We start from the raw sequence: 13,294 nt of genomic DNA on the forward strand, positions 1-13,294 counted from the left end.
TCAAATGGCTGGTTTACAAATAAAGCGTTTTTAATTCTTCAATGGTTTGGACAGGGTTTTTGGCATTGAATACATAACTGCCTGCCACCAGTACGTCAGCTCCGGCTTCCACTAATTTCTGTCCGGTTTCATAATTTACACCGCCGTCTATCTCAATTAAAGTATTCAGGTTTCTTTCGGTAATCATTCGTTTGAGTTTACGTACTTTATCGTAAGTAAATTCAATGAATTGCTGGCCGCCAAAACCCGGATTTACAGACATGAGCAGTACCATTTCGCAATAAGGCAGAATATCTTCCAGTACTGAAACGGGGGTAGCCGGATTGAGGACTACACCTGCCAGGCATCCCAGGTTTTTAATTTCCTGTAAAGTTCTGTGAAGATGTTTGCAGGCTTCAAAGTGGACACTGATATTCGCTGCCCCGGCTTTTTTGAAAGCTTCAAGATACAGTTCAGGTTTTTCAATCATCAGATGTACATCCAAAGGCTTTTTGGCATGTCTGTGAATTGCTTCACAAACCGGAAGCCCGAATGAAATATTCGGAACAAAATGACCGTCCATGATATCGATATGAAACCAGTCAGCCTGAGAGCTGTTAATCATTTCGACATCACGTTGTAAATTAGCAAAATCAGCCGCCAGTACTGATGGCGCAATCATTACATTTTTCATATTTATATCTGTATCCGGGTGTGGATTCTTTTGATTAATACCGGTAAGTTGTGCCCTTGAAATCGAATAATTCGATTTTTTGCCCGTCTTTCTTTTTCAAAAATACCTTGTTTGGATTAAAAGCATCAACCGTTTGTGTAAATTCCGCATCTTTTGGTAAATATAAATTCACAAGCTGGGCATCTAAAAACGATTTTTTTATATCTTTTGTATAATTGTCATACGCTCCGTATTCGCCCTCAGTCCAGGACGGATAAATAACCGTATCTCCTGTCTGGTACATTTTGCGAATGTCCATCGCAATTTTATAATGCGGATTTCTGATTCTGGCTTTATCTCTGTAGGTATATTTCGGAGAAATATCTTCATGAATAGAATGAATGGTTTTTCCTACAAAAAACACCTGAACCAGCAACAAAACCCAAACGATGTATTGCAAAGGTTTGCCAAGTTTCGGGGTTTCAAAAATAGCCAGCGCTACAAAAATAATAGAATATGGGAAAGAAAATCCTGAATACCGCTGGGTTAAACCGAAAGTATGGCCATTTTTAAAAGTAAATAAGATCAGAAAAATAGTAGGAAAGAATGCCAGAATTGCCATAAAAGTCAATAATCTCCGTTGTTCCGGGTCGGTTTCATTCATCCAGAAAATCCGGAAACAATAGCAGAGAATAACGCAATTCACTAATTCTATGTATTGAAATGTACCGGTTGTATAAAGGAAAGAGGCAATCAGATTCCATCCTAAAAGAATCCCCAACCACAGATTTCGGGATGTTTTACGGTATTGGATTAGCGAAACAAGACTTACCATTATCGAAAAAATGACCAGAATCATGTTCTTTTTGCCAGTCATATAACTGCTGAAACCATTGCTGACAATGAACAAATCGCTGAAAATTGGCAGAGATTTCTTCAAAACAATCCCCGGAGTGGCTGGATCAATGGTTCCGGCATGAGGATTAGGAACGGAATGGGCAATTTTGTAATACATTTTGGCCTGATAACTAAGCGTATCAAATGTGTAATTTCCACCGCCAAATTTTATCCAGAAAGTAAATGCCGAAAGGCCTATTGCTAAGGAAAGAATAAGAAAAAGCCAGGTGTTCCATTTTCTTACAAAAAGCAAAACGTAAAACCCATGCGCCATAAATACAGTGGCAGTGAGAAAATGGGATAACAAACAGATTCCTGCTACAATACCATAAGAAATATAGAGGATCCGGCTCCCGGAATTATTTTCTTTTTTAACAATTTTTAAGAAAAGATGAGTGGCCAGTAAAGCGAAAAAGAAGCTCATCGAGTAGTTTCTTGCCTGTTGGCTATAGGCGATAAAGAATGGTTCTATCGCCATCAGAAGGCTTCCTGCCAGAGCGAGTTTTACATTTTTGAAATGCTCTTTTATGAAAAAGAAAAGAAGAAAGATTGTGCCGCAGCTAAAAAATACTGATAATAACCTGATTGCAAAATCACTCAATCCAAATGCTTCAATCCAAAGGTGTAATACTCCGTAATATGCCGGGCTGTTACCAATATCTCCCCGACGAATGGCATCATAAAAGTCTTCAATGTTTTTGGGTTTCCAGAATTCTTTGGGCGTAAATGTTGTTTTCCCTTCTGTGTAAAAAACGTCTTTCTGGTTATTGCCTTCCAAAGCCACGGCCTGGCTGATTAAAACCGTAGATTTTTCATCAAAAAAGATCGCATGTTTCCCAAGATTAGTAATTCTTAGAACTGAAGCCAGTAAAATGATCAGAAATAAAAATATGCATTGAAGGCGGGGTGAAGAGAAAATGGATTGCGACATAAGAATTTAACAGGTTTTAAAGACGCAAAAGTAATTTTTTTTAGGTAAAAGAAAAAGAGGCAGGCTCCCTTACCTGATTTTACCGATTAAATGGTCGTAACACAAAACCTGAAAAAGTGAATCTGACTACAGCAAAATGGCAAAGAACTGCCGGAAAAGTGAAATGATCAGATAGAATAAGAAGTTTACTCGTTAAATTTAAAAACTAATCCCAATGATAACAGATAATTTGTTTTACTGAGCAGAGGTGCCAGGTTATCATTATTTTTATCATACAAAGGTGCGAGGTCGCCCGGAGAAAAAGTATTGATTAATACTGCTTCACCTACCAGGTTCAGGTGATTGGTAAGTTGATAGAAAAGACCTGCTTTCGGGACAAAGATGTATTTGGCAGAATTGTTTACATAAGCACTGTTTGAAGGAAGACGCATGAGAAAGCTGCTTGCTGCGCTAAACTGCAAACCTGCCTCAAGGCCAAGATAAGGACTGAATTTGTTGAAATTGAAATGTTTTTCGCCTCCGAGACTTATGGTTGTATTTACAAAAGCGTTTTCGGTGGGAGCATTCAGAAAGGAAACCGCATAATTTCTGACAGAAATTACCAAAGCGGCTTTACTGGTTGGAAAATACCTGAAGTTACCACCAATATTCAATCCGCCTTTTTCCAGCGGTCCGGAATGAATGTCATAACCTGCTTCCAAACCCAATGCGAGTCTGCCCACTGTCTTCTGTGCAAATGTTTCATTTGAGAATAAACCAATCAGGAAAAAGAGTGCAGAGGTTTTAAAGAGGCGAGTAATCATATTCAGGCTGAAAATTTTGGGTTATGGTTACAAAATTAGCAAATTAAGTATAATAAAAGGATTCCGGATGTGAAATTTCCTTCCGGTATACAAAGGAATGATTCAGGTTTTGTAAAAGACCTTCTTTCCTCTGATCAGAACGGCAGGTATTGCATTTAAATTAAATTCAGCGGCATTTAGCTGTATTTTTTTAATATTTAAGAGTAAATTTGACATTTATTTATCCGGTTTGATAAATAAGCGGATCGTGTTTTCAAATCAATACTTTTTATGATGTCACCTCAGGAACAAATCAACAATCTCACTGAAAAACTGAATTATTATAATCATCAATATTACCAGAATTCAGTGTCAGAGGTAACTGATTTTGAGTTTGATCAGTTGCTTGTACAACTTCAGGAACTGGAAAAACAATTTCCGCAGTTTTCAAGGCCGGATTCACCAACACATCGTGTTGGCGGGACTATCTCCAAGGAATTTCCTTCCGTAACCCATATTTACCCGATGCTTTCGCTGGGTAATACCTACAGTGAGGAGGAGTTGTCTGATTTTGATGAGAGGGTAAGAAAAGGTTTAAATAATGAGGCGTATGAATACATCTGTGAGTTGAAATTTGATGGAGTAGCACTCTCCATGAGGTATGAAAACGGAATTTTAGAAAAGGGTGTAACCCGTGGCGATGGTGTGAGAGGGGATGATATTACTGCGAATGTCAGAACAATCCGCACGATGCCGCTGAGCGTCAGAGGCAATAATATTCCGGTGAAATTTGAAGTAAGAGGGGAAGGTTTCATGCCGCTTTCTTCTTTTGATGCGCTTAATAAGGAAAGAGAAGACATTGGGGAAGCCTTATTGGCCAACCCACGGAATGCCGCTTCAGGAACTTTTAAAATGCAGGATTCCGGAGTGGTAGCCAGGCGGAAAATGGATTGTTATGTATATTCATTTTTATCGGATGATGAGGTTTTTGAAACACATGAGGAAAGTTTGATCTGGATGAAGGAAAGAGGATTTAATGTTTCCCCGACCTGGAAAAAATGTCAGACAGTTGAAGAAGTATTTGAATATATCAGATACTGGGATACCGAACGCCATAAATTACCGTTAAATACTGACGGAATTGTAATAAAAATTAATTCATTCGATCAGCGGAGAGAATTAGGCTTTACCGCAAAGTCTCCGCGATGGGCTATTGCCTATAAATATAAGGCAGAGGCTGCTACTACGCTTTTGGAATCTATTTCTTATCAGGTTGGCAGAACAGGAAACGTGACGCCGGTAGCAAATCTGAAACCTGTACCTTTGGCCGGGACGGTGGTAAAACGGGCCAGTGTACATAATGCAAATGAAATAGAAAGGCTTGACCTGAGAATCGGCGACTGGGTGTTTATTGAAAAAGGAGGGGAGATTATCCCGAAAATTACTTCAGTAGATCTTAGCCGGAGAACATCGGATCTGGAAACAATTATTTTCCCTGATACCTGTCCGGAATGCGGAACGGGTTTAATCAGAAAAGAAGGAGAAGCCAATCATTATTGCCCGAATGAGAAAGGCTGCCCGCCGCAGATTAAAGGAAAAATCGAGCATTTTATTCAGAGAAAAGCCATGAATATTGACAGTCTTGGCAGTGAAACGATTAATGTGTTCTACCAGAAAGGTCTGGTGAAAAATCCCGCAGATTTGTATGATTTACAGTACGATGATCTGATTGTGCTTGACAGATTCAAAGAAAAATCTGTAAAAAATATTCTGGAAGGAGTAGAAAAGTCTAAAACGATTCCTTTTAAACAAGTTCTTTTTGCCATCGGAATCAGATATGTCGGAGCAACGGTTGCTGAAAAATTAACCAGTTACTTTAAAAATATTGATGCTATTGCGGCGGCTGATTTACAGGCGCTTATCTCTGTTCCTGAAATCGGGGAACGAATTGCCCAGAGTGTTGTGGAGTTCTTTCAGGAAACTGAAAATCAGGAATATATTGCTCGTTTAAGACAGGCGGGTGTTCAACTGGAACAGGAAGATGAGGAATTAGTATCAGAAGGAAATGCTTTAGAAGGAAAAACTTTCGTAATTTCGGGGGTATTTCAGAATTTTGAACGGGACGATCTTAAGCGCAAGATTGAAGCCAATGGCGGGAAAGTGCTTAGCGGCGTATCCGGAAAATTGAATTACCTGTTAGCCGGAGATGGTATGGGGCCTGCAAAATTGGAAAAAGCAACCAAACTTGGTGTACAGGTTATTTCAGAAGATGAATTTTTAGAAATGATAAAATAGTAAATATTGGTTCGGTTTATTTCCGGGCCTGCAACTAATGAAAAGCGAGTTTTCTCGTGTTACCAAAAATTATGAGACCAAAATTTCATGGCGTAGCTCCTGCTCTTGTAACCCCAATGTTAGCAGACGGGAGTATTGACTTTGAGGGGTTGAAAAGACTTCTCGACCACGTAAGCGAAGGCGGCGTGGATTATTTAGTAGTACAGGGAACGACCGGAGAGTCGGCTACTACTTCCAAACAGGAAAAGGCTGAGGTATTGGAGTTTGTCAAGAAGAATAATCCTAAGAATTTGCCTATCGTTTATGGTATCGGTGGAAACAATACGCCTGAAGTAGTTAAATATATTGAAGAGGCTGATTTAGAAGGTGTTGATGCAATTTTGTCAGTTTGTCCGTATTACAATAAACCAGGTGCAAGAGGAGTAATCGCCCATTATACGGCTATTGCAGACGCAAGTCCTGTTCCGGTAATTATGTACAATATTCCGGGTAGAACAGGGATTAATATGAGTGCGGAAACAGTTTTGACGCTGGCAAAACACCCGAATATTATCGGGATCAAAGAGGCTTCCTGTGTAATTGAACTTTGTATGGAAATTTACAAAGGCAAGCCGGATGATTTTCTGCTGATCTCAGGAGATGATGTACAGGGTGTTCCGATTATTGCAGTAGGCGGAGTAGGAGTAATGTCTGTAATTGCCAATGCAATTCCTGATAAATTTACTAAAATGATTCATGCCGCACTTGACGGTGATTTTGCCACGGCTCGCAAAGACCTGGGAACTTTCCTTGCTATAGATCCGCTTTTATATGAAGAAGGTAATCCGGTAGGAGTTAAGAAAATACTTGAGTTAAAAGGTATCATCAGTTCAGACGTTCGTTTGCCATTGGTAAAAGCCTCTGATGATCTGGGCGAAAGAATGAAGGTGGTTATGGCGAAGGATAATCTTTAAGCAATATTATAATCCGGGTTTTTAGGATTTTTCTATCAGACCTTATTTCAGGAAAAGTTAAAAAATCTTAAAAACCCAAAGTTAAATCATACCAAAATCATTCAGATATGTTTGTTCACGTAGTAAATTTTTGGCTTAAAGACGGTCTTTCAGCAGAAGATCGCAGGAAATTCGAAGTTGGTGTAAGTTCATTAGGCAATATAGAAGGTGTTGTGACGTTCAATGTGGGAAAACCCGCTGCCACAAATCGCCCGGTTATCGACAGAAGTTATGATTACTGTTTGTTGACAACATTTGAAAATGAATCAGGTCATGACTATTACCAGATTGCTCCGGTTCACCTGAAATTTATTGAAGAGTGTAATCATTTGTGGGAAAGAGTATTAATTTATGATTCCGAAAGTATCTGACATCACTATGCAAAAAAGACAAATTACTAAATTCTTTTGTTTATCTCTGGGATTGTTTTTAGTTACGTCCTGTTCCAAAAACGTCCAGCCAACGAGTTATTACACGCCCAATTATGAAAAAGGCGGGCAGGATAGACATGATGGTTTAGGATTTCAATTCCCTGAAAAATACCCGATTGAAGTTTTAAAAGGAGATGAAGTTCCGGCACATTCGTATGAGGAAATTGAAAAATTATCCATTACAGACGAACTGCCGCTGACCAAAGATCAGACTTACAAGACCACAATGCTCAAACGTGGAAACGATGAAAATCAGAAACGTGAACTGATGAATAAATTGGTTCAGAGAGCGCAGGATCTGGGAGCCAGTGGTTTGATGAAAGTAAATTATAAAGTTTTTTCTTCTGCAAATTCATCAGGTTATATTATCAGTGCTGTAGCTTTCAGATACGTACTGAAGCCACTTGGCAGTAATAATTAGGCAGAAATTGTATAAGTTATTCCAAAAATAAAAAGGTGAGAAAATCTGATTTTCTCACCTTTTATTTTTGGAATGTTCTGAGTCTCTTCGTCGGTGGGCTGTGTCTCACAGCCTACTTCTTAAAATAATGTTTTATTTAATAAACCCCGATTTCACTGATTACCGGAGAGGCTTTTGAGTCGGTAATATTTACCCTGATTTTACTGGATTTCTGAGTTGGAAATCTGAGGATTCTTTTATTGCCAATCGTAGTTCCTTTCGCAATTTCCACGAATTTTGTTCCGTCCCAGGCTTCTACATTGAATTCTTTAATTCTTTGGCCATACCGAATACCTTCCAGTAAAACTATCGTATTAAAACTTTTCTCCTTGCCTAAATTCAGGTCAATATTTGCCTGATTTACACCTTCCTTCGCTGCCCAATCCGTATCTCTGTTTCCATCATTGATATTTAAAACAGGATATTCTTTTCTGGCACTGCTTGCAGTGGCTTTCTTCAATTTTGCCTGATTCAATGCGAACGCTTTATCTCTTAATTTCTTAAACTGCATCAGGCTGGTTGAGTCATTTTCATGTACCAGACCTCTGCGATCTACCGGAATATTAAGCAATAAATTGCCATTCTGACCAACTGAAGCATAATAGATATTCATCAGAGAGTCTGCAGTTTTTACCTTTCCGTCTTCATTGGCATGATAATACCATCCCGGACGAATTGAAACGTCAACTTCAGCAGGTACCCAGTTGATACCATCTTCATTTCCGGCTTTAAATTCGTCAGATTTAGGGTAACCCGGGTAATATTTGTCTTTATTCAGAGTTGACCAGTTTGTCGGATAAGCATGGCCGCTTTCGTTTCCAACCCATCTTACGTCAGGACCATTATCAGAAAACATAATAGCATGCGGCTGATATTTTCTTACGGTACCGATAAAGCCCTTCCAGTCATAAACCTGTTTTTTACCGGAAGGTCCTTCTCCATTGGCTCCGTCAAACCAAAATTCAAAAATATCTCCGTACTGTGTAAGAAGTTCTTTCTGAGTATTCATATAAACCTGGTTGTATTCATCGGTACCGTATTTAGGATGATTTCTGTCCCAGGGTGAAAGATAAATACCGAATTTGATGCCATATTCCTTACAAGCTTTTGCCAGTTCTTTTACCACATCGCCTTTTCCATTTCTCCATTTTGAGTAAGCAACAGAATGTTTGGTGTATCTGGAAGGATAAAGGCAGAAACCATCATGATGTTTTGCAGTAAGAATCAACCCTTTCATACCAGCTGCTTTGGCAATTCTTGCCCACTGGCGGCAATCCAGTTGTGTAGGATTAAATGAATCAGGACTTTCAATACCATCGCCCCATTCTTTTTCGGTAAAAGTATTCATGTTAAAATGTACAAAACCATAATATTCCATTTTGTGCCAGTTGAGCTGATCATTGTTCGGAATGGCACCATAAGGTTTTAGTTTTTGCGCGTTAACCTGATAGCAGGAGAAGGCAATGCAACAAAGAAGTAATATTTTTTTCACGGGGTAAAATTTAAATAAGGTTATTAAAAACAAAAAGTCCTTCTTTTGAAGAAGAACTTTTTGAAGAATAATACTCTGTAATCCAAAAATTAATTTCCAACCATGAAAACGGCATTTCCGAATAATAATTTACCATTTTGCCAGAAACCTCTGAAAATCGGGTTGTTTACCAGATAAACAACTTCTCCTTTGCCAAGATCCTGTACACCGAAGAAAAGAGAATTTTTAAGTTTTTCCTGAGCTTTTTTACCTGCAAAACCTGCTACCAGGTCTTTCTCTTTGCTGATACCTACATTCCATCCGCTTTTAAGGAATTGGTAGTCGGAAGTAGAAAGAATCAGCCCTAAATAAGATTTATCATAGCCAAATGCCAGTGGATGTGTGTTATCAAGCGTGATTCTATAAACACAACCCTGTGTATCTTCTGAAATTTCTTCTCTCTCACGATCTTCGTATTTACCAAGATTCTCCTGATTTTCTTTCTTTTTAGCTTCTTCTTTATGTACAATGTCAAAATCCGGTTTTCCTGATAAGAAATCCACTGCACTTTCAATGGCAATTACTTTACCGCCCGCCTTTGCAAAATTTCGGATATTTTCAATACCACGATCACCAAGGTTTTTAGAATAAGAACCGCTTGGCAGGATAAGTACATCAAACTGACGGAGGTCTATATTGTTGAAATATTCAGAACCTAACACGGTTGCAGGGTAATTAATCTGTCTTTCGAAAAAATGCCATACTTCTCCAAAACCGGTAGAGGCAGTTCCTTCTCCACCAACGATTGCCACTTTAGGTGCTTTCAGGAAGAAGACATTACTTGAACCAAAATCAGAACCCTTACTGGCCCATCCGCTGGCAACACCGTTCACTTTTACCTTAAATTCTTCAGAAGTGGCTTTTACAATCTGATCAAATTTATCACCTAAACGCTCATTGGATGCTCTCGTAATAACAAGTGTACCAGGCTGATAGCTTTGCCCGTTTGATTCAAAGGCGGTTTCTGAAGCCCGTACTTTTACACCTTGCTTTAGCAAGCCAGCCAGAAAACGCATATCATCAAAAGATTTCCAGGCAGCCAGATAAGCATAGGGTTTCGCAATGGCCGAATTAACATATGTCTCGGTTGAAGCTTTAGGAGCAACCGGGGTTAATTTGTCTTTCAGTCCATACGCTTTCAGGCCATAAGCATATAATAATGACCATGAAGTGATATCATAAGTCAGAGAATCTTCTAACATTGGCTTAGGATCAAGCAAAATACGCAGGTAAGTAGAGCGTGGCTGATATAAATTAAGAACCAGGTCTTCTGCTTCAATTTTAAATCCTTCTGTTTTATCGCTAGAAAAACTGAAACCTGAAGCAAGCATATCTTTTCCGGCTATGCCATATTGGAATCCGTTTTTATCGAGGAACTGAGAGAATTGACGCACTTTGCTTTCATCCCCTTTAGTCTTGATGACAAAAGACTTATAAGGTCCAGCAGGATTAGTTTTACCCTTTTCATAGAATTTTACAAATTCAGACACCAGTTTCTCCGCATTCTGATTGGCTGCTTCCAATGTTCCGAAACTTGTTGCCACATGGTGTGAAATCCTTTTTTTCAAAGTCAGTGTATCTCCGTCAGGAAGTGTAACGCCCAATCCGCCACGAATACCGCCTTGTTCAAAAGTCATACCGATAGCCCCGTTATAGGTAGGGTAGGTATCACCATAGCTCGGGTAAAATAAATCGAAACGCTCTTTGGTAAAATATAGCCAGTTATTGGCATCAAAGCGTTTAGCATTGAAAGTTCCGACGGTAGTCTGAAATTCTCTTTGCCAGGGTGTAATATCTTCATGAAATGGTTTTGCGGCCGGAGCAAAGTAATATGGAGAGGTATATGATTGCTCATGAAAATCAACGTGAATCTGAGGCATCCATTGGTTATAAAAAGGAATTCTCTGCTGAGATTCCACCTGAACCTGCCAGGCCCAGTCACGGTTCAGGTCAAAACAATAGTGATTATATCTGCCTTGTGGCCAGGGTTCGTAATGTTCCCATGCTACAGGATTGACATCAGGAGTAACAGCCCCTTTCTGGTTATACCAGTTAGCGTAGCGGTCTCTTCCGTCAGGATTAATACAAGGGTCAATAAATACAACAGTATTTGACAGGATTTGCTTGGCAAAAGCACTGTTTTTATTACTGATTTCATAGAGAACCTGCATAGAGGCTTCGGAAGAAGTAGGTTCATTGCCGTGAACGTTATAACTGAACCATACCAAAGCGGGTTGCTTGGCGGAGGCCTGTCCATCAAGTAAACCTGCTGATTTGAGGTTGTTGGTTCTGATTTCTTCCAGTCTGGCCAGATTATCTTCAGAAGCAATGACCGCAACCATCAGAGGGCGCCCTTCATTAGTCTTGCCATATGGAATAAGTTTCACCTGACCGGGATTTTGTCTGGCTACATATTCAAAATAAGAGATGATCTGATGATGTCTGGAAAACTTTGTTCCTAATTCATAACCGAGAAATTCTTGGGGAGATTGTAAATTTTGTGCATAAGACCCGAAACAGGAGAGGAAAAAAATTACTAATAGTGGTAAAAGGGAGTATTTTTTCATAAATCAGTTTATTTGATGAGTTATAACTATCTCCCAAAGATAATAAAAAAGGGATTTGAAGAGACTGCGGAAGGGAAAATGAAGGGAAATTCAAAAATAATTGAAAAATAAACAGAAAGTTAAATATTTATAAACTCTTTGAATATCAATAAATTGTTATGTATTTATGCCTGTTTTAGGCGGATTGGGTAAAAAAAATACAAATTTTTTTCTTGCAGGGTTTTCGAAATTCAGAAAAAACTACTACTTTTGCATCACGAAAAACGAAGATAAGTTCTTCAGTTCTAACGGTCCGTTCGTCTAGGGGTTAGGACACGTCCCTTTCACGGATGAAACACGGGTTCGATTCCCGTACGGACTACAAGGTTAAAACTGTAAAGTTGACAGTTTCAAAACAAACAACTTAAAGATTCCGTAGCTCAGCTGGTAGAGCAATACACTTTTAATGTATGGGTCCTGGGTTCGAATCCCAGCGGGATCACAAAAGCCTTCAAAATCATTGATTTTGAAGGCTTTTGCTTTTTGGGCTGATGTGATTTTGGATCTATCCTGTCCGTGCATTAACTAAATAACTCTACAGACAGGAGAATAACCCACCTTTTACAAAAAACTAACCTCAATTTACTATCTTTGCCAAACAGTTTTATTTAGATATGAACAGAAAGAGTTGTCTTCCTCCTCCGGTACTTTAGTATTTCTTAGAAATTTCAAAGAAGCGTAACTGCCGGTATATGCTGCCGGGTGATTTGTTATGCCTCAGACTTTCCATTAAATATTAAAATCAAAAGGTAGATAATTCTTTATGAAAAAATCATATTTGATATTACACATTGCTGTAATATTTCTCGGCTTCTCCGGTGTCTTCGGAAAACTAATATCGCTTAATGAGGGGCTGCTCACCTGGTACAGAGTGTTTTTCTCCGCTGTTATCCTGTTCTTCGTGCTTAAATGGTTCAGGATCAATAACTATATTCATTTTAAGGAAAAGTTAGCCATTGCTAAAGTCGGAACACTCATTACATTGTCATGGGTACTCTTTTATGCGAGTATTAAATACTCCAATATTTCGATTGGGGTGGTTTGTTATTGCATGGCAAGTTTCTTTACGGCTGTTTTTGAACCTTTAATCAATAAACAGAAGTTCAGGCCATCAGAGTTTTTGTTGAGCGCTTTAACAATGGTAGGTATAGGTTTGATATTTCATTTCGATACTTCTTATCGTTTAGGTATTTTGTTGGGCGTTATATCTCCTCTGTTCGCATCGCTCTATACGATTTACAATGAGCGCCTGGTGAAAAGCTACGATAGTAAACAGATCAATTATTATCAAATGATTGGCGGAACAATTGGGTTAGGTATGGTATTGCCGGTTTACCTGCATTTTTTTCCTGCAGAAAACCTCATCCCTGATATGAAAGACACGCTTTATCTTATTTTATTGTCGTTTTTTTGCACGGTAGGGGTCTATGTTACCTTTACGGAATTACTCAAAAAAGTTTCTGCCTTCACCGTAAGCCTTAGTTTAAACCTGGAACCTGTTTATGCGATCATTATTGCATTCCTGTTTTTTGGTGAAAGCAAAGAAGTGAACTTTTCGTTTTATATCGGATTGTTCTTTGTCATGCTTTCAGTTATTCTGCAAACAATTATTTCTATCAGGAAAGGTAAAGCCGTTAGGCAATAAATCTTTCATTCTCCATTTAACAATCCTGCCCGATCGGGTAGGATTGTTTGTTTTAAAATATGTTCTGTGAGT

At 38.8% G+C, this 13,294-nt stretch carries 10 protein-coding genes and 2 tRNA genes; 7 read left to right on the forward strand and 5 right to left on the reverse strand.

The genetic code is table 11. The annotated features are described in order from the left end of the window. Positions 1 to 13: 13 nt before the first annotated feature. From rpe to BM179_RS15895, 3 genes are all read right to left on the reverse strand, one after another. Positions 14 to 673 carry a ribulose-phosphate 3-epimerase gene (rpe, locus tag BM179_RS15885; RefSeq protein WP_092018140.1) on the reverse strand — a complete coding sequence of 220 codons (660 nt, stop codon included), beginning with the start codon at positions 671 to 673 and terminating at the stop codon, positions 14 to 16. Between the two features lie 34 nt (positions 674 to 707). Then, on the reverse strand, positions 708 to 2,480 hold the full coding sequence (locus tag BM179_RS15890; protein WP_092018141.1) for a glycosyltransferase family 39 protein: 1,773 nt from the start codon (positions 2,478 to 2,480) through the stop codon (positions 708 to 710). Positions 2,481 to 2,665: 185 nt separating this feature from the next. Next, the gene (locus BM179_RS15895; RefSeq protein ID WP_092018142.1) at positions 2,666 to 3,283 is read right to left on the reverse strand and encodes a TonB-dependent receptor; all 618 of its coding nucleotides are present in this window, start codon (positions 3,281 to 3,283) and stop codon (positions 2,666 to 2,668) included. Positions 3,284 to 3,556: 273 nt separating this feature from the next. On the opposite strand from BM179_RS15895, the gene ligA reads away from it, so the two are divergent. The 4 genes from ligA (at position 3,557) to BM179_RS15915 (ending at position 7,401) form a co-directional block, all read left to right on the forward strand. Beyond that, complete coding sequence (gene ligA / locus BM179_RS15900) at positions 3,557 to 5,557, forward strand: NAD-dependent DNA ligase LigA (protein ID WP_092018143.1); 2,001 nt, start codon at positions 3,557 to 3,559, stop codon at positions 5,555 to 5,557. Positions 5,558 to 5,628: 71 nt separating this feature from the next. Further along, on the forward strand, positions 5,629 to 6,510 hold the full coding sequence (dapA, locus tag BM179_RS15905) for a 4-hydroxy-tetrahydrodipicolinate synthase (RefSeq protein WP_092018144.1): 882 nt from the start codon (positions 5,629 to 5,631) through the stop codon (positions 6,508 to 6,510). 107 nt (positions 6,511 to 6,617) lie between these two features. Continuing rightward, positions 6,618 to 6,920, forward strand: a complete 303-nt coding sequence (locus BM179_RS15910; protein ID WP_092018145.1) for a Dabb family protein — start codon at positions 6,618 to 6,620, stop codon at positions 6,918 to 6,920. A gap of 7 nt (positions 6,921 to 6,927) precedes the next feature. Beyond that, positions 6,928 to 7,401 (forward strand): hypothetical protein, encoded by a 474-nt coding sequence (locus BM179_RS15915; protein WP_143095248.1) that lies wholly within the window; start codon positions 6,928 to 6,930, stop codon positions 7,399 to 7,401. Positions 7,402 to 7,537: 136 nt separating this feature from the next. Here the strand turns inward: BM179_RS15915 and BM179_RS15920 are convergent, their stop codons facing one another. Together BM179_RS15920 and BM179_RS15925 are read right to left on the reverse strand one after the other, a co-directional pair. Then, positions 7,538 to 8,932, reverse strand: coding sequence for an alpha-L-fucosidase (locus tag BM179_RS15920; protein ID WP_092018147.1), 1,395 nt, complete (start codon positions 8,930 to 8,932; stop codon positions 7,538 to 7,540). An 89-nt stretch (positions 8,933 to 9,021) separates the two neighbouring features. Continuing rightward, complete coding sequence (locus BM179_RS15925) at positions 9,022 to 11,538, reverse strand: M14 family metallopeptidase (protein ID WP_092018148.1); 2,517 nt, start codon at positions 11,536 to 11,538, stop codon at positions 9,022 to 9,024. A 289-nt stretch (positions 11,539 to 11,827) separates the two neighbouring features. On the opposite strand from BM179_RS15925, the gene BM179_RS15930 reads away from it, so the two are divergent. From BM179_RS15930 to BM179_RS15940, 3 genes are all read left to right on the forward strand, one after another. Continuing rightward, a tRNA-Glu gene (locus BM179_RS15930) sits at positions 11,828 to 11,899 on the forward strand. 47 nt (positions 11,900 to 11,946) lie between these two features. Continuing rightward, positions 11,947 to 12,019, forward strand: a tRNA-Lys gene (locus BM179_RS15935). A 321-nt stretch (positions 12,020 to 12,340) separates the two neighbouring features. Next, positions 12,341 to 13,222 carry a DMT family transporter gene (locus BM179_RS15940; RefSeq protein ID WP_092018149.1) on the forward strand — a complete coding sequence of 294 codons (882 nt, stop codon included), beginning with the start codon at positions 12,341 to 12,343 and terminating at the stop codon, positions 13,220 to 13,222. The last annotated feature ends 72 nt before the right edge of the window (positions 13,223 to 13,294 follow it).

Source organism: Pseudarcicella hirudinis, from assembly GCF_900115665.1.
Taxonomy (GTDB): domain Bacteria; phylum Bacteroidota; class Bacteroidia; order Cytophagales; family Spirosomataceae; genus Pseudarcicella; species Pseudarcicella hirudinis.